Source organism: Enterococcus sp. DIV0546 (assembly GCF_051712785.1).
In the GTDB taxonomy this organism is placed as follows: Bacteria; Bacillota; Bacilli; order Lactobacillales; family Enterococcaceae; genus Enterococcus; species Enterococcus faecalis.
In genome coordinates, this window is record NZ_JBIOPO010000001.1 from 1,819,737 (window position 1) to 1,841,928 (window position 22,192).

The 22,192-nt window shown below is 36.4% G+C and carries 19 protein-coding genes; 1 reads left to right on the forward strand and 18 read right to left on the reverse strand.

Annotated elements, in window-relative coordinates; all coding sequences use genetic code 11:
- Positions 1 to 71: 71 nt before the first annotated feature.
- The 7 genes from IGJ24_RS08920 to IGJ24_RS08950 all read right to left on the reverse strand — a co-directional run bounded on the left by IGJ24_RS08920 (position 72) and on the right by IGJ24_RS08950 (position 12,219).
- On the reverse strand, positions 72 to 1,469 hold the full coding sequence (locus tag IGJ24_RS08920) for a sugar transferase (RefSeq protein WP_104853734.1): 1,398 nt from the start codon (positions 1,467 to 1,469) through the stop codon (positions 72 to 74).
- A gap of 105 nt (positions 1,470 to 1,574) precedes the next feature.
- The gene (locus IGJ24_RS08925) at positions 1,575 to 2,876 is read right to left on the reverse strand and encodes an EpaQ family protein (RefSeq protein ID WP_289865393.1); all 1,302 of its coding nucleotides are present in this window, start codon (positions 2,874 to 2,876) and stop codon (positions 1,575 to 1,577) included.
- A gap of 28 nt (positions 2,877 to 2,904) precedes the next feature.
- The gene (locus IGJ24_RS08930) at positions 2,905 to 4,908 is read right to left on the reverse strand and encodes a DUF7657 domain-containing protein (RefSeq protein ID WP_002398588.1); all 2,004 of its coding nucleotides are present in this window, start codon (positions 4,906 to 4,908) and stop codon (positions 2,905 to 2,907) included.
- Positions 4,909 to 7,050: a glycosyltransferase family 2 protein gene (locus tag IGJ24_RS08935; protein ID WP_002364384.1), complete on the reverse strand. Its 2,142-nt coding sequence runs from the start codon at positions 7,048 to 7,050 to the stop codon at positions 4,909 to 4,911.
- A gap of 11 nt (positions 7,051 to 7,061) precedes the next feature.
- On the reverse strand, positions 7,062 to 10,205 hold the full coding sequence (locus IGJ24_RS08940; protein ID WP_289865392.1) for a glycosyltransferase: 3,144 nt from the start codon (positions 10,203 to 10,205) through the stop codon (positions 7,062 to 7,064).
- Entirely contained in the window at positions 10,195 to 11,412 is a 1,218-nt protein-coding gene (locus tag IGJ24_RS08945) for an ABC transporter ATP-binding protein (protein WP_289865391.1), read from the reverse strand. Before IGJ24_RS08945 ends, IGJ24_RS08940 begins: the two co-directional genes overlap by 11 nt.
- Before the next feature lie 12 nt (positions 11,413 to 11,424).
- Positions 11,425 to 12,219: an ABC transporter permease gene (locus IGJ24_RS08950; protein ID WP_002356900.1), complete on the reverse strand. Its 795-nt coding sequence runs from the start codon at positions 12,217 to 12,219 to the stop codon at positions 11,425 to 11,427.
- A 246-nt stretch (positions 12,220 to 12,465) separates the two neighbouring features.
- Here IGJ24_RS08950 and IGJ24_RS08955 point away from each other — a divergent pair, with 246 nt between their 5' ends.
- Positions 12,466 to 12,807, forward strand: coding sequence for an EamA family transporter (locus tag IGJ24_RS08955; RefSeq protein WP_002356899.1), 342 nt, complete (start codon positions 12,466 to 12,468; stop codon positions 12,805 to 12,807).
- 73 nt (positions 12,808 to 12,880) lie between these two features.
- Here the strand turns inward: IGJ24_RS08955 and IGJ24_RS08960 are convergent, their stop codons facing one another.
- From IGJ24_RS08960 to IGJ24_RS09010, 11 genes are all read right to left on the reverse strand, one after another.
- Complete coding sequence (locus IGJ24_RS08960; RefSeq protein ID WP_002419746.1) at positions 12,881 to 13,231, reverse strand: DUF2304 domain-containing protein; 351 nt, start codon at positions 13,229 to 13,231, stop codon at positions 12,881 to 12,883.
- On the reverse strand, positions 13,231 to 13,956 hold the full coding sequence (locus tag IGJ24_RS08965; RefSeq protein WP_129193848.1) for a glycosyltransferase family 2 protein: 726 nt from the start codon (positions 13,954 to 13,956) through the stop codon (positions 13,231 to 13,233). The genes IGJ24_RS08960 and IGJ24_RS08965 overlap by 1 nt, the downstream gene beginning before the upstream one ends.
- A gap of 53 nt (positions 13,957 to 14,009) precedes the next feature.
- Entirely contained in the window at positions 14,010 to 14,852 is an 843-nt protein-coding gene (gene rfbD, locus IGJ24_RS08970; RefSeq protein ID WP_289865390.1) for a dTDP-4-dehydrorhamnose reductase, read from the reverse strand.
- Positions 14,853 to 14,944: 92 nt separating this feature from the next.
- Complete coding sequence (gene rfbB / locus IGJ24_RS08975) at positions 14,945 to 15,973, reverse strand: dTDP-glucose 4,6-dehydratase (RefSeq protein ID WP_002359895.1); 1,029 nt, start codon at positions 15,971 to 15,973, stop codon at positions 14,945 to 14,947.
- 24 nt (positions 15,974 to 15,997) lie between these two features.
- On the reverse strand, positions 15,998 to 16,570 hold the full coding sequence (gene rfbC, locus IGJ24_RS08980; protein ID WP_002356893.1) for a dTDP-4-dehydrorhamnose 3,5-epimerase: 573 nt from the start codon (positions 16,568 to 16,570) through the stop codon (positions 15,998 to 16,000).
- 12 nt (positions 16,571 to 16,582) lie between these two features.
- Positions 16,583 to 17,449, reverse strand: coding sequence for a glucose-1-phosphate thymidylyltransferase RfbA (gene rfbA, locus IGJ24_RS08985; protein ID WP_002364387.1), 867 nt, complete (start codon positions 17,447 to 17,449; stop codon positions 16,583 to 16,585).
- Between the two features lie 121 nt (positions 17,450 to 17,570).
- Entirely contained in the window at positions 17,571 to 18,284 is a 714-nt protein-coding gene (locus IGJ24_RS08990; RefSeq protein WP_289865389.1) for a glycosyltransferase family 2 protein, read from the reverse strand.
- 3 nt (positions 18,285 to 18,287) lie between these two features.
- The gene (locus IGJ24_RS08995) at positions 18,288 to 19,115 is read right to left on the reverse strand and encodes a glycosyltransferase (protein WP_002376950.1); all 828 of its coding nucleotides are present in this window, start codon (positions 19,113 to 19,115) and stop codon (positions 18,288 to 18,290) included.
- Positions 19,115 to 19,903, reverse strand: coding sequence for a glycosyltransferase family 2 protein (locus IGJ24_RS09000; protein ID WP_002359892.1), 789 nt, complete (start codon positions 19,901 to 19,903; stop codon positions 19,115 to 19,117). Before IGJ24_RS09000 ends, IGJ24_RS08995 begins: the two co-directional genes overlap by 1 nt.
- Before the next feature lie 121 nt (positions 19,904 to 20,024).
- The gene (locus tag IGJ24_RS09005; RefSeq protein ID WP_002366956.1) at positions 20,025 to 21,161 is read right to left on the reverse strand and encodes an MraY family glycosyltransferase; all 1,137 of its coding nucleotides are present in this window, start codon (positions 21,159 to 21,161) and stop codon (positions 20,025 to 20,027) included.
- A gap of 106 nt (positions 21,162 to 21,267) precedes the next feature.
- A complete protein-coding gene (locus IGJ24_RS09010; RefSeq protein ID WP_002384297.1) occupies positions 21,268 to 22,179 on the reverse strand; it encodes a YihY/virulence factor BrkB family protein in 912 nt (303 codons plus the stop codon).
- Positions 22,180 to 22,192: the final 13 nt, after the last annotated feature.

Sequence of the window (22,192 nt, forward strand, 5' to 3'; positions counted from 1 at the left end):
ATTATTTCAACGTTCCTTGTTTCAAAAAAAAGGTTTGAGACATAAGTTATTTAAGCTTATGTCTCAAACTTTTAACGATAAATTCTAATAGCATTCTCTTTACAATAATCCATCGTCAATTCTTCACGTTCTTCAGACTCATCCAATCCTCTTGATGATACTTTATCAAAGAGAATTTTGATAGTTTGAAGCAGAATTTTCATATCCAATAGTAATGAATAATTCTTGATGTACAGTAAATCAAAGTTCAATTTACTATTGTAGTCAGAAGCATACTTCCCATAAACTTGGGCATAGCCAGTAATCCCCGCACGTACATTGTGACGTAAATAATAATTCGGGTTTTCCTGATTAAATTGATCAACAAAGAATGGTCGTTCAGGACGTGGTCCGACAATGGACATATCCCCGCGAATAACATTGATTAGTTGTGGCAACTCATCAATACGTAAAGCGCGCAAGTATTTACCAACTGTAGTGACGCGACTGTCGTTACTTGTAGATAAGACTGGACCTGATTTTGCTTCCGCTGTTGCCGACATCGTTCTAAATTTTAAAATCGAGAACTCACGTTGATCTAATGTAATCCGAGTTTGTTTGTAAATCACTGGTCCCGGTGAGGTTGCTTTGACTAAAATCGCTGCAATAAGCATTAAGGGGGAGGTAATCACAAATAGGCAAACAGAGACTAAAATATCGAATAAACGTTTAATAAAATTCTCTTCTGGTTGAATTTCAAAATTTGAGACTTCGATGATACTTTCATCTTCAAAGTTCATCATGTTTGGTTTTAACATAATTAGATTTTCAAAACTTGTATCTAAAAAGATTTTTTTCTTGTGTTTGACAATTAATTGATACAATTTTACTTTTTCGTTCTCATCAACATTACTTGAAATATAAACAATATCGATTTCATCGATAATTTTTTTTAAGTTTTCATAGTAATTACTGACAACAACACTCGTTACTTTATGCTTGTTATTTTTATCAGACATAAAGTTTTGAATTGACCGCATGACTTGATTTTCTTTACCTAGTAAAACAACTTTTCGCTCATTGCTGACCTTTAAGTAAAGATAATAAACAAGAATTCGCCAAAGACTTAGAACAATAATTCCGATTATAAAAGAATATCCTAAAACAGAACGCGGGAACGTAAACCAACGTCCGGCAAATGTCACAATCATAATCGTTAAAGTCATTAAAATTTGACCAATCACCGTGACAAAAATGATGTCACTAATTTTGCGATTATAAAAAATATACGCACCTAACAACAAATTCAAAAAGATAAAAAAGATTGAAATATAAATTGCAGATTTTTCATAAGCCACAAAGTTAAATGATGGTATTGCTCGGCCAAATTTCATTATAAATCCTAAGATGATTGATAAATTATAGAGCAAAACGTCTGCTAAAATAATTACAATCCGTCTTGCATTACTCCATTCACTTTTTGATGTCATTAAAAACTTCCTCTCTTCACTTCCAGTAATTACATTATTTGTAATAACATGCAACCCCTATATTACCATAATGTCAGCGGACAAGAAAGTTCTATAGGATGAAAATTATCTGCGATGTCTTTGGACACGACTTAATTCTTCAGGTTGGTCCCAGCCCTCTTCGTCAACAGGTGTTATTGGGCGCTCTTCATTGCTAACAGGACTTGTTTGTTTCATTCGTTTTCTTCTTTTAGGTGTCGTTGGTCTTTCATGTCTTCCTCGTTTTTTCTCTGGCCGGAAGTAGAAGGCTAGCCCGAGGAAACTATAAACAATCGGCATCCAATGAGGCGCTAATAAAATATCTTCCATAAATGAATGAATCCAGATTAAAAGGAAGCCTAAAAGTAAACTAACTTGCAAACGATCCAATGTTTTTTTGCGGAAACCAATCAATAAAATCATACTGACTAAAAAACCAAATAAAATCAGATAGCCGATGACACCAAAATTACTTAACGTAAATAGAAAAGCATTATGTGTCCCCAGCGGTTTCCATGAGGCCACAAAAGGCTCCATACCGACTTTAATATGTTGAGGATCAGATAACCATTTAGCAAAAAACTCATGCCAAATTCGTTCTCTTCCTGTAAATAAATCCACAGTATCCGATTCCGCACATAAGTAAAATAACAATGGTCCCAATGCAGCTACTCCGACAAAACCAAACAGGCAAACTTTCGAACGTTGCAAGAAACGTTTTGGTAAAAGATTATCCACCAGAATAAAACCAACTAAAATGGCAAAAGAGGTTTTTGATTGACTGACCCATGTACCTAAAACACCACCAATGTATACAGGTAAAAGCAGCAGGTTAAAAACCTTATTTCTATATGCTTTGATCAAACTACTGGCCATCATTGTTGAAAACATCAATGTTGCACCAATCGTATTGGTATTAATCCAAATACTTTCTAGTTTATTTGATTCTTTAAAAATTTCGTCTGCTGGAATCAACTGAGGCAACTCCACGGACATCCGATACAAAGTCGCACTCAAAGCAACTAAAGAGACAATTAATAAAAGCGTTTGATCCAAACGATCAAAGACACAAACTTTAAAACAAAGGACCAACAAAATAATTAAAGGAATCATTGTATCTGTTTGCATTGTGCTATGACGGATTGATTCCGTAAAGTGAAACAAGAGCCAGGTGGCTAGCGCCAACGCTACGGTCAGCCAGTCAATAAATTTTAATTTTGTACAATTTAATAGCAGTACAAGTATTACTGCTATTAATAATAAAATTGAACTATTGGCATACATATATTTTGTGACTGGCGCATCAATTCCTACGACCCACATCGTATACGAGCCGATCATTGTTACTAATAAAATAAGTCGACCGATTCTATTCAATACTTTTCCCATATTCAAACCTCATTCCATGAATGAATCACTAGTCGTTTATTCGATAAATATATGCCCCGTTCTGATCAGGTCCATATAATTTTTCAAAATGAATCGTTGGTGTGTCTAACGGTTCTAATGGTTTATAAACGACCGCATATTTAATCCCATATTCTTTTAATTTTTCTGGAGATAAACGAGCAATAATCGCATCTTTTTGCATCAACTCTAAAACAGGGGCCTGATTTCCTACTTCAACATTGATGTGCGCATAGCGATTATAAATAAATGTGTCTTTTCCTTTTGGATCTAATGGTTTCCAAGCCTCTAAGTCAGGTGTAAAAGCAACACCGTTAAATGTATGCACACCTAACATTGGCAAATAGCCATACATCAAGCGTTCGCCCACCCACAATTGGTTGGGGTCTTTTTTGTTAATTTCTTCCACTTCTACCGCTAATTTTTTACCATAGACAGCAGAAACGCCTCGAGAAATTGGATTAACAAAGGCACCAGAAACCATAATGATTCCTAATAAGACAAGGACAAATAACGTGCGCCAACGTTTAAATAAAGCAACAATTAAAACGGTAGCGACAACTAAGACACCAATAATGTCCATTCGTGTAACGTATAACCGTAAATTGCCCGTATATAAAACAAAGAAATACAGAACAACATTTAATCCTAGCGCCCCTAACCAGGCCATCATTGGAATTTTTGCTTGGCGATTCCATAAATAATCGATGAACCATAAACTCAACAACACAGCTGCAAACCCGAAGGATAACATCGCCCGTTGTTCTGGCACATAAGACCACAATGTCAACTTAGCAAAAATTGTTGGAAATTGAACGCTCATCCAAACTAAGTTAAATAAACAATACACGAATAAGACAAAACCGTAAATGTTTTCTTTGATTTTTTTATAAAAAATAAATGGTGAGAGCGGCAAAATAACAAAAAATAATTGATAAAAACTACTGATTTCCGAATTATTGGAATATGGAACATCTTGAAACGGCATTTTCCAATTTGTTAAAAATAACAAAATATCGCGTTTAGGCATATCGCCACCTAAACTTACCCGTTTTCCTGGATAAGCGGTATCCATTACTGCTTTTAAGGAATCCAATGAGCCATATAGCGATCCGCCAACAATAATCGCCGTCATCAAGAGTGCCCCACCTATCAGGACCCCATCCCACTTATCCAACTTAATTTTTTTACGAAATTCTAAAAAGAATAAAATTAAAAATAATAAAATCAAATAACCAAGTGGTACTTGTAGCGCAGGATAAATAACTAAAACAAATCCTGAGGCCATAATAACAGCCGTTATCGCACAAATGACACGACGTCGAACACTACTATGATAATAGAAATAATTATAAATTCCCACTAAAAAACCTAAGCCAAAAAATACTAAATCTCCAACTGGCGAGACAAACCACCATTGAAGGGCCGAAGAAAACGGAATCCAAACACTTGCTAACAAAGCTAAATATTTATTCCGCCGTGTGACGATCAAACCAATTTCAAAAGAGAATAAAATTAAGCCAATTAATTTAAGATTCCAATACCATGATAAGCCATATTCTTTGCCTAATAGTACATAGCCCCACGTAAAAGGTTTCGCTAACGTGGCCAAATTCCACGCTGGTGAATTATAGCCTACCACCATGTCTTGCCCATTTAACGTAATCACATCATTATGTGTTTTCAAACCTGTTTGTGTTTGTGAGAGGCTAAATGGGGTTTGAACGAGCCATTCATCCGAGCGAACACCTCTTGGTTCACCAGCAATTAATGAACTTTTTTGACCATCTGCATATTCAGAAACATACGCATCCCACATGTTTAATGAACTACCATGGACTTTAAAGGCTACCAGTAAAATAAAAATGACTGCCGCTAGCAGATAGCGCCAGCGTAACAAATGATCAACCAAGCGAGCGCTCTGCTCAGCTTGGTTGCGTAATGGTTGTTTTTCTTTTCTTGTAGTTAGTTGTTGTTCCATCTTTTCGCTCCATTTCGTCATCCGCAATTGCATCTAGTCAATTCGTAATGAAAAGTTGGGAATATCCCTTGTCAGATTAGGATTATAAAATGGATCATTTTCAATTAAAGGTCCCCATTTTTCTTCCATCATCACTTTTTCTTGTTCAAAACGTTTTTTCTTTTTGCCTTTATCATCATATCCACGAGTTTGAGATTCAAAATGATAAAGCTCTGCTTCATGAAGCCAAACATTGTCACGTCCTAAAGCTTGGACTTTCAGGCATAAATCAACATCATTGAAAGCTACGGTAAACGCTTCTTCAAAACCACCAACTGCATCAAAATCTGCTTTTTTCATAAGTAAGCATGCGGCAGTTACTGCTGAATAATTAACATTAATAGCTAACCGACCAAAATAGCCTAAGTCACCATGGGGATAACCATAATGACCATGTCCAGCAACACCACCTAATCCTAAAATAACGCCTGCGTGTTGGACCGTATTATTTGGATACAATAATTTCGCACCTACACAGCCAATCCGTTCTTGCTGAGCAAATGAAACCATCAAGGTTAACCAATTCTCTGTAATCACTTCGGTATCATTATTTAAAAATAATAAATACTCTCCGTGCGCTTTTTTCGCTGCACGATTGTTAATAGTTGAGAAATTGAATGGAATATCGATTGATTCAACGAAAAAGCGGCCAGGTAATTGTTGTTCAAATTCTGCATATAATTCGTGCATTTTTGGATCTGTACTTCCATTATCAGCCATAATAATCTCGTAATTTTGGTAGGTTGTTTTTTCAATAATCGATGAAACACAACGTTGTACGTCTTTATAGCCATTTTTAGTTGGAATAATAATTGAGACTAACTTTTCAGATTCAATGTCATAATAAACATCGTATAAGCCATTCGCCGCCCCATGCGTTGCATGACCATTAATACCTCGACGAACGAGCGCATCTTGCACGGCTCTTAACCCCGCTTCAAAAGCATAACCTTTGGAGCCCTGATCCACTGCTGTTGAGGTTGGCAGCATCCGCCAATAGTAAAGAACTTTTGGAATATGTGTGATGCGTTCTTTTGTCGTTTTTTCAGTAAATCTTAAGACTAAATCGTAGTCTTGAGAACCTTCGTAACCTTTTCGAAAGCCGCCAATTTCTTCTAGAATACTCCGACGATACACGCCTAAATGCGAAATGTAATTGGTTCCTAAAAGTAAATCAGGTGACCAATCTGGTTTAAAGGCTGGATCAGAACGATTTCCATCCATGTCAATCTTATCTTCATCACTATAAATTAAATCCAGTTCTGGGTTTTCATTCAGCACTTTAACCACTTCATAAAAAGCATTGATCGCTAATTCATCATCGTTGTCTAGTAAGGCGACAAATTCTCCGGTAGCAATCGCTAAAGCAGAGTTGGTTGCTTCGGAAATATGACCATTTTGTTCACGAAAGACGACCCGAATTCGCTCATCCAATTGCTGGTACTCTGTTAAAATCTTTTTGACATTGGGATCTGTTGAGGCGTCATCGGCCATACATAATTCCCAATTAGTATAGACTTGATTCAAAATAGAATCAATGCACAAACGAAGCCATTTTTCTTCAACATTATACACTGGCATCGCAATGGAAATTTTAGGTTGGTAATGAAATGTTGCGATTTCTTGTGTCATCGCTTCTATGTCTAGTACTTCATTTCTAGCTAACCAGTTAGGATACGAAGCTTGATTTCTTAGTTTCTCAATTTTCGCTCGTTGAATGGTATGAGAAATACCATTTTTAGCCATATACTTAAATCCTTTTTTGGCTTTTATCCAAAGACGAGTTACTTTATCTTCTGTCCCTGGAATCACTGGATATTTTTTATTCAAGGGAAAATCCACCGTTACAACATGTGCTGATGATTGAAAATGAAAAGGGAGTACTTTTTTTTGTTTAATTCCTTCAAGTGTAACAACAAAGCCAGCTTCAATCGCAGGCTCTGTTTGATAAATTTGATTAACATCTTCACGTAAAACGCGCTGAATGTTATAAGCGGACACTTGGTTTTCATTATTAATTGTGAAAGTTGGGCTTTCTTTAGTGATTGTATCTAACGCCCAACCTGTAATGGTTAAATTATTTGTTGTTTTGTCGCGATAGATACTATCAAAGATCACCTTAATGTCTTCATTCATGTGCATTCTCCTTATAGATGTTTCGGATTTCGGTAGGGATCAACTAAAGCTTCCGCGGTCCATTTTTCCGCAAGTTCTTTATAAAATCCTTTTTTATCATGGTTTTGCATTTTTTCGTCTGCTTTCAAAATTGCATAGGACACATATACATTTCGTTTACCAGCGCTAGCAAATTGTAACGATAAATCGACACCCATCCACTCTTTACCTAAGTTTTCGTTAATTCCTTCTAAATTTAGGTAAAGTTGTTTGTTGAATAGTAAGCAGTCTTCAGTTGCTGCTTGAATATTTCTTGGTAAAGCAATTCTGTAATAGTAACCTAAGCTTTTACCAGGGGTGCCTTTTTCGGGATAAAGTAATCGACCTTTGTCTGTATCAACTGATACTCCCACCGTTTCCACGCGATAGCGTGCGTCAACTACGCGGCCAGTCACTAAACCAGAGGTCTCTTGTTGACCAATGTTCATTAACTCTTTTAACCAATCATTTTTCGTTGGTACCAATCCAGCATTTAATAAAGCCACATATTCTCCCTTAGCAGCTTGAATCATGCCATGACGAGTTTCTGTTGAAACATAACGAAGACGGTCATTTTGGGTATTTATTTGATTCTCGAAGCGTGCAGGCAATAGAATTTCATAATTTGTATAGGCAGTTTTTTCTAATAATTGACGTAAGTAACTACTCATATTCTCTGTATCATTCGTAATAATCAATGATACCATCGGCACATGATCATAAAGATAGTTAATTTTATAGGAACCATAAAATTCGGCAATCTCTACTTGTGCTTTTAAGCCACGGCGTTCCGTTGCCGCTTGGACCGCTTTTTGACCAGCTACATAGGCGTAACCTTTGCTTTCAGGGTTTAGAGCAGTCGATGATTCAATGGCACGCCAATGATACATCATACCAGGAATATGCTTGATTTTCGTTGCTTGTTCCGTTGCTCGTAATACGAAATCATAGTCTTGAGCGCCGTTATATGCTGAGTTCAATCCGCCTACTTTTTCTAATAAATCACGTTTCACAACAACAAAGTGTGTAATGTAATTATGGTTTAAAATCAGTTCTGGATTCCAGTCCGATTTGTAAAACGCGTTGAAGCGACGACCATTTTCTGTAATTTTATCTTCATCAGTATAAAGAAAATCAATCGTTGGGTCTGTGTTTAAAGCTTTGACCACTTCATATAATGCTTGTGGCGCTAATTCATCATCGTTATCCATGAAACCAACAAAATCGCCAGTAGCAATCGACAAAGCTGAGTTGGTTGCTTCTGAAATATGTCCGTTTTCTTCGCGATAAATAACTTTGATTCGTTGATCTAGTTCTTTATATTTTTCTAGCATAGGCTTAATATGTTCGCTTGGCGATGCATCATCTGCTAAACATAACTCCCAATTTTCATAGTACTGATTTTGTAAAGAAGAAACGCACGCTGCAAGCCATTTTTCTTCGACATTATAAACAGGCACAGCGACAGAAATTTTAGGCTGAAATTGGAACGTTTTAATTTCCGCTAAAACTGCCTCCACGTCAACAGGGGCTTCTGCTTTTTCTTGTCGTTTAAAGTACCACTTCACTGAGCCCATCAAACCACGTGTCTGAATCGAACGCCATGCTCGATCAAATTTCGTGCCTGGTTGAACCATGTTTGGACGCTCCACCACGTATTGAACCTTCTGGCCTGATTTGGTGTCAATGTTTAGCGTGTAGGCTGGTAAATCTTCTGGATCTTTAATCGTAATGACAAAACCATAATCTTGATCGCCTTCTAATTCAAACATATCAATAACATCCCGACGATATTCTGTTTCCACCGTATAAGTGACTGATTCACTAGCTTCTGCAATGCTGAATCTTAGCGGATAATTTGTTTGTTTGTCATACGCCCACCCTCTGATAACAGAAACGTTATTTTCTACATCGCGAGCAATATCATCGATGGTTAAATTAATCATTTTGTCAAATTTAGTTAACGTGATTCGTTTATATTTTCCAGTAGGCATAGGGGCAGTCTCCGTCTGTTTATTCATTTCTTCTAAAAATTGATTTCTTTCATCTAACAGTGCATGAATAAAGGTATTTTCACGTTCTGAATAGTTGCCTTCAAAGAAATAATCAATGGCTACTGTCAGGTCTTTGCCTGCCATTTGTGCATCGGTTACTTCGATTACAGGGACTTGCGTATCTAAGAAATAATAGATATTCTCTTGTACCAGAAAAGCATTCGTGGCTGCGACTGGGACTGTCTCGCCGTCTATCGTCATGGATAATTTAACAATTGCCCCCGTTAAACTTGGGAATAATTTTATCAGTTGGACGTCTTCTGGTATCTTCAGTTGGAACTGTTTTGTTTCAGGTTTTTGTAAATCAACTGGTTGATCCAACTCAGTCTCTTTTTCTTCGCCGCAATTAATTAAAATATGAACGTTTTTTTCATTGTATGAATTTACTGGTGTCACTCGCTCTGGCTGTTCTACTGGTTCAGCAGTCAAGGCAAAAAAGTACTGATACACTTCGCCAAAGGGACGCGCTTTAAAAGCTGCTTGTACTTCTACAGGTAACGCTTCATACGTCGTAGGAATTTCGTTGTAGCCAACTTGATTAAATGTAAAATCTTCTTTGGCAATGTATAAACCAACTTCTGCAAAAACTTTTTCAAATCCTTCTTGTAAATAGAATGATTTATGCGTAGCATCCAACAGCCCAGTTTCATTCCACGTTAAACGATTATTAAATAAATCAATTAAGACCGAATTATGCGCCAAATTAGGGAACGTGATTAAAATTTGACCGCCTGGTTTTAAAAACGGTTTGACTTTTGCTAAGGCGCTTTGAGGATTCATTAAATGTTCCAACACATCCGCAAAAACGATATAATCAAACGTCTTACCAGCAAAGTATTCGACCCAATCATTTTCATCAATATTGCCATAAAAGGCATCTGTTGAAAATTGACTGACATGATCATAAAGTTCTTTGTCTAATTCAACAATTGAGACCCGGCACTTTTTTTCTTCCATCAAATAGCTAGTCATTCGCCCATTACCTGGACCAAATTCCAAGACATCACTATTTTCTTTGATTTGTGCTACGATTTTCCCAACACTGGTACTCTCGTCTGTTTCCATTTCAAAATCATACTTCATCTTTTGTCGTATCCTTCCATTTATGATCTAAGATGACAATTCCTTCTCCGGCATAACGACCGGTAATAAACATCGTCACGTATTTTGTTTTGTAGACTAATGGGACTGTTGCATGTTCCTCAAAGAAAGCAATATCAAAATAATATTCACCTGTTAATAATGACATTTTTTCATATTCTAAATAAAAAACATTCCGTCCTTTTTTCCAAGGGATTTGCACGCCATCTAACAACGTATTTAAGCCACAGACATAATGATTGTCCACTGTTCGAATAGCGACCCCACAAACAGGCTTCTTAATTTGGTCGTTTTTGACAGTATATTCAATTTTTACAATCACTTTTTCATCTTGCGTTACCATTTCTAATGGTTCATAATCCGCGTTTAAAAGTTCCGCATGATCCACTTCAATAATATCTGGCGTTGGGGTTTCATCTTTCATGGTCGCTTCGCGGTCAACTGTTTTAATTGATTTCTTTTTCAAAAAGTTTTCGTAATTGGTAGTCACGTCCATCGTATCTCCATATTCAACGACTTTCCCGTGTTGCAACCAAAAAGTTCTATCACAAAAACGACGGATGGAGTTTACATCGTGAGAAACAAATAAAATTGTTTTACCAGAATTTTTAATTTCCGTAAATTTTTCCATACATTTTAATTGAAACTCTAAATCCCCGACAGCCAACGCTTCATCGACAATTAAAATATCTGGGTCCACGTTAATAGCTACCGCAAAAGCCAAGCGGACAAACATACCACTAGAGTACGTTTTAACTGGTTGATACAAATGATCGCCGATGTCAGCAAAATCAATGACATCTTGGACACGCTCTTCCATCTCTTCTCGGGAAAAACCCAAGACCATTCCATTTAAGAAAATATTTTCATATCCTGAATATTCAGGGTTGAAACCTGAACCTAATTCAAGCAACGCTGAAATTTTCCCATTAATCACCAAGGACCCTGAGGTTGGCGTTAATACTCCTGTAATAATTTTTAACATGGTTGATTTCCCAGAGCCATTTTCGCCGACAAAGCCAATCATCTCGCCTTTTTTAATTTGCATCGTGACATCGTCTAACGCATAAAACAAATCGTGGTAGGATTTTTTGGTTGGACTAAGCGCTTCTTTAAACCGATCGGACGGCTTTTTATACATGTTGTATGTTTTGGTAATATGTTGGATATCGATTGCATATTCTGACATGTCGTTCTCTCCTTATAGTACATCTGAAAAATGTGGTTTTAAGCGTCTAAACACGGTTGAGCCAATTAATAGTAAAACAATAGTAACTCCCCAGAAATATAAGCTATATTGCCAATGTTCCCAGAACCATGCACCGCCTAAATAAGATTCGCGGTATCCTTGAACAATATAATATAATGGATTGATTTTTAAGATTGTCGCAATCATTCCAGTTGGCTGCCATAAAATTGGCAATGTCCACATAACTGTTTGCATAATGATATTGATAAATTGCATAATATCAGGTAAAAATGGTTGTGTTGAAGCAGTAATCCACGTAATTGCTGTTAAAAAGACTAATAAACAAGCTAAGTAGTAAATTAATTGCAAACTGTACAAACTTGGATAATAACCGTTAGCTGTAGTAATTACAAAACCAATTAGAATGAAAAACAAGTGGGTGTACAAGTTCGATAAAATTTTAGACGTTGGTAAAATTTGTACATTAAACACGACTTTTTTAACTAAATAACTATATTCACGAAACACATTCGTGGCTGATAATAACGAATCTGAAAAGAAGAACCAAGGCACCATCCCTGTTACTAAATAGACAATGAACGGCATATTGTCGCCAGCTCTAGAACGAAGGCCTACAGAAAAGACAAACCAATACGTCAAAACAGTTACTAATGGCGTTAAAAACGCCCAGACAATCCCTAGTGCTGAACCAGCATACTTGGCCTTAAAATCATTAAATGAAAATTGTAGTAACAATTTTTTGTTCTGAAAAATATTCTTAAAAATTGAAAATGTTTCTTTAAACATATACTTATTCCTTCCGTAATAAACTATTTTTATCTAAAATTTTTGGATACAAAAATGCCATTTTAAACAACATTTCTATTTTATCGATAAACGCCTAGCTTTTCAATAGTAGACCCCTTTTTATAAAGAAAAATTTAACTGATTTCACTATATTAAAAAATCTTGTCCAATTTTTAGGAGATTATGCTACAATAATGGAGGTCTTGCATTTTTTGCACGGAAACTATTTTTGAGAGAAGGGAAATTATGGTTCTTTTTATTATTTACGTATTTCTGTCTTCTGCTGGTCTGGTCTTATTTAAACTAGGTTCTAGCAGTTTGAACATCCAACTCCAACAAACAATCTTTTCAATGAATATCTCACTTATTTCTTTATTAGGTTTATTTTGTTATTTAATTAGTTTTATTTTATGGATGTTAATTATTAGTCGTTCCGATGTTTCTTACATTGTTCCCTTAGGCGTTGCCTGTACAAACATTGCTATTTTAATCGCTTCAAATCTTATTCTAAAAGAGACAATCACAACGAATGCCCTTATTGGTGCTGTGGTTATTATTGTCGGCATTGTGATTATGAATCTTAAATAAAAAAGATCGCTATTCATTGAGCTGACCCTTAAAAATTAGACTTTCAGGTCCAACTTTTAAGGGTCACTACACATTAGCGATCTTTTTTATTTTCTTCAGATTTCATGATAGATAATTCCTGCAATAATGTTTTAATGCGATTTTCGTGTTTTGAAATCAACACAGAATTTTTAATTTCCATAATTAAAAGGACAATCACTGCAGCTGATAATAAGAAGTTTGACGTTGTTTCAAACCCAAAGGCCATTGCTAACCATTCTGCCACATGCGGGAAAATAGCAAAAATAATTAAAACAATTGAGATTAATAACCAAATCAAGGCATTTTTTAGGAGAAAAATATTTTTATTAATTCCTCGAATAATGTATAAGAAAAAGCCAATTGCAAATAAAGATAAAACAAACCATAACACGGTTGGTAACATCAATCTCCCTCCTTCATAAAGGCAGCAATCAGAATTGCTGAGCCGACTTCCAGCATATACTTCACAGAAGCCAATGCACGAATCGAAGAAACACCACCAAGCCGTTCCATCATATTGACAGGTCTTTCAACAATCACAAAGCGTTTTTTGATTAAGTGAACAATCGATTCTGGTTCGGGATAGTTTGTCGGATAGCGCTTTGCAAAAAAAGCAATCACTTTCCGATTTCCCGCTCGATACCCCGAAGTCACATCATAAATTGTTTTACCAGAAGCTATTCGAATGCAAAAAGATAATAGACGAATACCAAAACGGCGCATTTTCGTACTTTGAAAAGCCGCTTCGTTTCCAGGAAGGAAACGAGAGCCAATCGAAAAATCGCATTTACCCTCTGCTAATGGTTCCAGTAAGACAGGTAAACTATTGATATCATGTTGACCATCACCATCAAACTGAACCGCCACATCATACTCATTTTCTAAGGCGTATTTATAGCCGGTCTGTACCGCCCCGCCAATCCCTAAATTCAACACTAAATGAATGGCATTAATTTGGTTGGCTTCTAAAATTTGTTTGGTTCTATCTGTCGAACCATCATTGATTACCACATAATCCAATTCATGTTGAAAATGCGTAACTTCCTGTTTAAATGTTTCAATGGAAGCAATCGTCCGCAAAATATTTTCTTCCTCATTGTAAGCAGGAATGATTAAAAGAACTTTCATAGAAGAACACCTTTCCACTTTCTCTCTACCCAAAAACCCTTTAGTTAAGTTTTTTATTGTTGAACATTTTCTAACATTTGTGCTAAGGCTTCCTGCCAAGTAGGAATTTTAAAGCCTAACGCTTCTGTTTTACTTAAATCCATGACAGAATATTGTGGTCTTTGCGCCTTTTGTGGAAATTGAGTTGAATCCACTGGCAGTACTTCCACTTCAGTATCTTTTAAAATTTCTTTAGCAAACTGATACCAGCTACAGCTGTTTTCATTAGACAAATGATAAACACCAAATGGCGCTTTTTCTGCAATAACAAATGCCATAAATTCGGCTAACGTTCTTGTCCAAGTTGGGCGGCCAAACTGATCGTCCACTACCTTTAGTTGGTCTCTTGTTTCCGCTAATTTTTGCATGGTAAAGACAAAGTTATGACCGTATTGACCAAATACCCATGATGTTCGAATAATATAATAGTCGTCCAGGATTTCTTGTACCGCTTGTTCACCTAATAACTTCGTCCGACCATACTCATTTAAAGGATTCGGTTGATCATCAATCGTATAGACGCCTTCTTTTTTAGTTCCATCAAAAATATAATCTGTACTTACGTAAACAAGTATCGCCCCCACTGCTTTAGCAGCTTCTGCAACATGACGTGTGCCATCTACATTCACTTTTTCATCTAATTCCTTGCCTTCGTCTTCTGCTTTATCAACAGCTGTATAAGCAGCACAATGATAAATGACGCTTGGTTGAATTTCTTTCACTTTTGCCAACGTACTATCCGCATCAGTAATATCTAATTCTGTGGAATCCGTTGAAACATACTCAATTCCTTGTTCATCTAATAGGTGACGTAATTCTGTGCCCAATTGGCCATTTCCACCAGTAATTAAAATCATTTTTTTCGCTCCTTCTTGAAAAAAAGGCAGGGCAAAGTAGCTTTTGTACTTTGCCATCGCCTTTCGACTGTTATCTCACATGTCAGAAAAAATTACTGACCATTTTGTGCATATTTTGCTTCAACAGCTTCTTTATCTGCACGCCACCAGTCTTCATTTTCTGTATACCACTTGATTGTTTCTGCCAAGCCTTCACGGAAATTCGTGAATTCTGGTTCCCAACCTAATTCTTCGCGTAATCTGGTTGAATCAATCGCATAACGTAAGTCATGTCCTGCACGATCGTTGACATGCTCATAGGCATCAACAGGTTGTCCCATTAATTCTAAAATTAATTCCATCACTGTTTTATTGTCTTCTTCACCATCGGCTCCAATTAAATATGTTTCGCCAATTTGTCCTTTTGTTAAAATTGCCCAAACAGCCGAAGAATGGTCGTTTGTATGAATCCAGTCACGAACATTTTTACCAGCACCATAAAGTTTTGGTGTAATGCCACTTAAGACATTGGTAATTTGACGAGGAATAAATTTTTCAATATGTTGATATGGCCCATAGTTATTTGAACAATTTGAAATTGTTGCTTGTAAGTTGAAAGAACGAACCCACGCTTTGACTAACAAGTCAGATCCTGCTTTTGTTGAAGAATAAGGACTTGAAGGATTGTAAGGCGTTTCGGCAGTGAATTTTTCCCCTTCGCCTTCTCCATGTCCTGGTAAATCTTCTCTTAAAGGTAAATCGCCATAAACTTCATCAGTCGATACATGGTGGTAACGAACATTGTTTTTACGGCAAGCTTCGATCAATGTGTACGTCCCAATCAGATTGGTTTGTACAAATGGGAATGGGTCGTTTAATGAGTTGTCGTTATGCGATTCAGCAGCATAGTGAACGACCGCATCTGTTTCAGCGACTAAACGATTAACTAATTCAGCATCAGCGATATCTCCTACGACTAATTCCACGCGATCACTCGGTAGACCTTCAAGATTTTTTTCATTTCCTGCATACGTTAATTTATCTAATACAGTTACATGAACTTCTGGATGATTCTTTACAACATAATGAACAAAATTTGAGCCGATAAAACCAGCTCCACCTGTTACGATGATTTTTTTCATAATTGAAACTCTCCTACTTTTTTCTTAAATTTCGCCATAGATAAACGGATTTTCCGCTTCAAATTCTTTTAAGGTTGGATGTTTTTGATCCTTTTCTGACGTAATCGCTTTTTCTGGCGCAATTGGCCAATCAATAGCTAACGCTGGATCGTTAAAAGCAATACCGCCGTCTGCTGCCGCATTGTAGTAATTGTCACACTTGTACATAAAATTCACGTTCGGTGTCAAGGTGACAAAACCATGAGCAAAACCTTTTGGTACTAAAAGCTGACGGTGATTATGTTCTGATAAAATGTAGCCTTCCCATTGACCATAGGTTGGACTCCCTTTACGAATATCAACAATCACATCTAATACCGCACCTGTTACAACGCGAATTAGTTTGGTTTGCGCAGCTTCGCCTTTTTGAAAATGCAATCCACGCAAGACACCTGCTTCTGTTGATAATGAATGATTATCTTGGACAAAATCAAAGTCTAATCCATGTTCTGCAAATTTAGCTTTGGAATAACTTTCTGTAAAAAAGCCACGATGATCACCGAAAACATCCATTTCGATAATTTTGACATCTTGTAATTTTGTATCAATAACTTTCACGTTTCTTCGCTCCTATTCTGCTGCTAAACGTAGCAAGTATTGGCCGTAGCCATTTTTCTTCAATGGTTGTGCCAATTCTACCAATTGTTCTTTTGTAATATAGCCCATTCGATAAGCAATTTCTTCCAAACAAGCGACTTTTAAATTTTGACGTTTTTCAATTGTTTCAATAAATGTTGACGCTTCTAATAAGGATTCGTGTGTGCCTGTATCTAACCAAGCAAAGCCACGGCCCATTACCTCAACAGAAAGTTTATTTTTTTCAAGGTAGACTTTATTAACGTCTGTTATTTCTAATTCCCCACGTTCTGACGGTTTGATCCCTTTCGCAATTTCAACCACTTCATTGTCGTAAAAATACAAACCTGTCACTGCGTAATTTGACTTCGGTTGTGCTGGTTTTTCTTCAATAGAAAGCGCCCGCATCTCTTCATCAAATTCTACCACGCCGAAACGCTCTGGATCATTTACATGGTAACCAAAGACTGTTGCCCCTGACTCTTTAGAAGCCGCTCGTTGCAACATTTTTGATAAGCCGCCACCATAATAAATATTGTCCCCTAAAACTAAGCAGACACTGTCATCACCAATAAATTCTTCACCAATAATAAATGCTTGCGCCAAACCATCTGGGCTTTCTTGTACCGCGTATTCGATATGAATGCCTAAATCATGGCCATCGCCGAATAAGCTTTCAAAACGTGGTGTATCTTCTGGTGTAGAGATAATCAAAATTTCATTAATTCCCGCCAACATTAACGTTGACATTGGGTAATAAATCATTGGTTTGTCGTAAATTGGCATTAATTGTTTTGATGTTGCTTTTGTTAGCGGATATAAGCGTGTCCCGCTTCCGCCTGCTAAAATAATTCCTTTCATGAACAATCTCCTTAAATACTTCTATTTTTAGTTTTTATAAAACCAAATATCCTTCCCTATTATCGCATTAAGCATAGGGTTTGTCATGTTTTTTACGTAAATTTTACAAATCTGTAAAAGTTTAGCGCTTTTCCTTTAAACGCTGATGTAAAGCTTTTAATAAATTCACACGCCAATTTAATTTTTGTTGGAAACTTGTTTTGGTAATAATAGGGCTGACATTCGCTCCATGTCTTCGGTAAAGCACTAATGGTTCTTTAATGAGACCCGTTTGCTTTTTCCGTGCAGCTAATAAGCCAATCCACATATCATGCATAGGAACTTCTGGCGGAATGGGTAAAATAACGTTTTTCATCTCTTGACGAAAGGCCATACCTGCCCCAATATAGCCACTTTTTATCGCATTTCGCCAAAACCCTGGTTTGACTTTTCGGAACTTAAAATAAGAGGGATTGGTAACTTGTAAATCTGCATCAACAATTTTCAAGTCACTAATAACCACTTGAATGTCAGGGTGCGCTTCAAAATATTCTGTCACCGTCGTTACTTTATTTGGCAACCAAACATCATCTTGATCTGCTAAAAATATCACTTCGCCTTTCGTATGCGTAAGCGCAAATGCAAAATTAGCAATCACTCCTTGCCCTGGACCTTGTAACAATTGAATTTGGGGATAATTCGCTGCATACGTCCTCAAAATTTCCGACGTATGATCAGTAGAACCATCATCTGAAATAATTAGTTCATCTTCTTCACTGACTTGTAAAAGAATACTATCTAATTGTTCCGCGAGATATTTTTCTCCATTATATGTCGCAATACAAACTGAGATCATAGATTATCCTTTCATTAACTTGAGAAATTCTGCCAATGTTTGCCGCCAAATTTGGCGATTTTTGACAGTTAAAAATTGCTTACTACTGCGTAAAAATAAATGGCGTCGATGATGGGAAAACTTTTCTTGATCATATCGACGATAAAATAACGTTTCTGCTTCAATAATAGAGCGATAACGTTGAGGACTCATTGTACGATAATCTAAAACAGACAATTCTTGTTTTAGGTGGATTGGTAAGACTTCAATCTTTTTATTGGCTTGATTCAATTGATAAAAGAACCAATGATCTAAATAGTCCAAAGGAAATTCTTCCGAAAATCCTTCCAACCAGCGCAGTGTTTCTGCCGTAATGACTGTACCAGAATTGATAGCCATCAACGGTTGGTTGGCTATCCCTGCTGTTGGCTTTGCTCCTTTAAGTCCAACATATTGATCACTATATACTGGCGAAATTTGTTGTCCATTTGCTTCTACAATTGGAACATAGACTGCCACAGTCGGATCTAACGGCATGATGATCAACGTATCAAAATAAGAAGCTGGTACTTCTGTGTCTTGGTCAAGGAGCAACAATAATTCACATTGATTCGTTTGACTAAAAGCAATCGCTTCATTATAAGCGGTCGCTAGGCCTGGATTATCAGGATTATGTCGATAAGTAACATTTTGTTGTAAAAATAATGCATCTTCTTGAGGAAGTGGGCTGTTGTCATAAATAAATAAGTGCAATTCGGGGTGATTTACCACTTCTTTTAATAACAAATAATTCGGCGTATCAGCCATTTTCATTTGATATAAGACGATGACTACCGCTAATCTTTGACTCATTAAAAGAACCTCCAGCCCCATTTGTTAAAAAATTTTCCCATTGATTGCATAAAGATTTTAAACAATTTTCGACTTTTATGGGCACCCTTTTCATACATGTGAACAACCGTTTCAAAAGGCGTATAGAGAATCCGATAGCCTGCTTTGCCAAAACGTAAACATAAATCGTTGTCTTCAAAGTACATGAAGAAACGTTCATCGAACCCACCAATTTCAACGAATTTTTCACGATCAATCAACATAAAACAGCCTGAGCCCATTTTAATATCCGTTGTTTCTGTATCCGACAAATCGCGACATTCATAAATACTCAAACGTTTATCAAAAATTTTCTTTACAAATTGAAAGGGAATAAAACGTAACATATAATCGAAGACATCTAATTTTTGACGAACTAAATATTGCGTCGTGCCATCTTCATTTAACACTTTAGGGCTAACGACTGCAATGTTCTTATCTATTTTGATACGGTCTAATAGACGATCAAGCACGTCTTTAGTAACCAAAACATCGGGATTAAAAATAATTGCATACTTTGTCGAAGCATTGAATAACACTTGATTATGACCATGACCAAACCCTTGATTTTCTTCAGCTCGATGGATAGTAATAAATGGTTCATATGTTGTTAATTTTTCAAGATACGCTGTTTCAGAATGATTGTCATAGATATGAATATCATAAATACTATCAGTACCTAGTTCGGCTTTTAATTGGTCTAGTACATTAAAAATGTAACGACTATTATAAGTGACAATCGAGATTGTTACCATTTCTTGCATGCTCATTTCTCCTTACTACTGAAACATCGTCTTAAAAAAAAAGCATATGTTTCACACATATACTTTTTTAAGTTTAATGGAATTATATCATAGGTTTACGCTCTCGCAAAGCAACCTAAAGATTTCTTTACTTTCTCTTAGAATGCTTGCCAAGTCGCTTTTTCATTTGCTCCTGACGATATTCACGATTCCCTAAAATCCGTAACAAATACATCAACGGTTGATGTCCTTCGCCAACTAGACCGATTAGTTCAATGAATAGTTCTAAGCCAATTAAACAAAAGACAATTAATAAAATTGATGCTACTGTACTTGAATAGCTGAACAATAAAGAGACAAAGGAAAAAACTAACGCTAATGCATAAATAGTCATGACCGCCCCTTTATGGGTAAAACCTAAAGATAACAAGCGGTGATGTAAATGCATTTTATCTGCTGAGGAAATGGGCTTCTTGTTCAATAGCCGTCGAATAATTGCATAAACCGTATCCGTGATTGGTACACCTAAAATCACCATTGGCGTAATTACCGTAATAAACGTGGCATTTTTTAAGCCCTGTAACGACATTACTGCAATCATAAACCCGAGGAATAACGCCCCGGTATCTCCTAGAAATATTTTAGCCGGATAAAAATTGTATGGGAAAAATCCCGCAATGCTCGCAACTAAAATAAAAATAACAATTGGAATATAGACCGTTTTAGCATGTAGGAAAAAATACCCTGTAATACCAATCGTGGTTAATCCAATAATGGATACGCCTGATGCTAAACCATCCAAACCATCAATTAAATTTACTGCATTCGTAATCGCTAAAATCCACAATAAAGTTAGTGGTAAACTAAACCAGCGCAAATCAATCATTCCAACAACTGGCAACGTCACAAAATCTATCCGAATTCCAGCAACAAAATAAATAACTAATGCTGCTAACAAAATACCGATTGTTTTTTTCATTGGAGTAATCTCTTTAATATCATCAATGAGGCCTGTCAAAACAACCATTCCACCAGCCAAAATAATCGGCCAAATATAATCTTGTGGGATAATCGAACGAAAAATCAATAAACATGAACTAGCAAAAGCAATGTAGATTGCAAGTCCTCCTGCTGTAGGCATATTTTTGGTATTGATTCGTCGCTCTCCTGGTGCATCGTAGGCGCCAATCCGAAACGCTAGAAGCTTAACAAGTGGTGTTAATAGCAAAGATAAGATAAATGTCATAAATAAACGTATCAAAACTTCATAAATAAATAGTGACATAGTCGAACCCACTTTCTTCTCGTTCAGGGTATATTATACCGTAAACTGAAGCATTTACAAGCTGAAACATGTGTTCTGGCAACGGTTTAGACTTTTTTAAAGAAATCTATTTATTTTTCTTTTTAAACCATCTAAACAAGCGTTGTTCAAAACTTGGTTGTTTCTTTTCTTTATCTCCAGATAAGTATTCATCGACGACAGCGTTGACAATTGCTCCTAAAATAATAATCGTGGCAGCAAAATTCAACCATAACATCAAGATGATAAAACTCCCAATGATTTGATAACTTGCGATTCTAGAACTAAAATATTTTACGTACAAACCAAAAATTTGTGATAATAGCATCCAACCGACTGTCGAAAAAATAGCCCCTGGCAAAATAGAACGTAACGATAATTTCCGATTAGGAACGACCGCATAAATCAAACACATAATCACTAATAAAACAACGGTCGTTAACGGCCATTTTAACGCTTGGAAAGTATCGATCACAGACGTTGAGTAATGGAAAATTGGTTGCAGTAATTCAATAATGTACTGACCCAGACCTAAAATTACTACTACACCAACAATCGCTACCATAAATAACAAAATAACTAAAAATGAGACCACTCTTACGAGAATAAAATTTTTCCTTTGTTCGACACCAAAAGCTTTATTCATCGCGTTTTGTAGTGCATTAATACTTTGACTGGCACTCCAAAATGCTGCTAAAGCGGAAACAGAAAGCAACCCGCCTGAACGTTGAGTCAGTAGTGAACGAATCGCTGGTTCTAAGTTCTTATAAACATCTTTCGGAATCGCCTCTGCAATATAAGGCAACACAGAATTAGGGTCGATTCTTAAATAAGGTAAGACATTACCTACCGCAATCAGTAATGGAAACAGCGAGAGTAATAAATAATAGGCAACAACCACTGAGCTGTTGCCTATTTCGGCTGTGACCATGTGACTTTGCGTTGTCTCAATAAAACGCATCAAAGATTGATTCTTTTTGATGTTGTCGAGAAACTTCATCACACACTCTCCT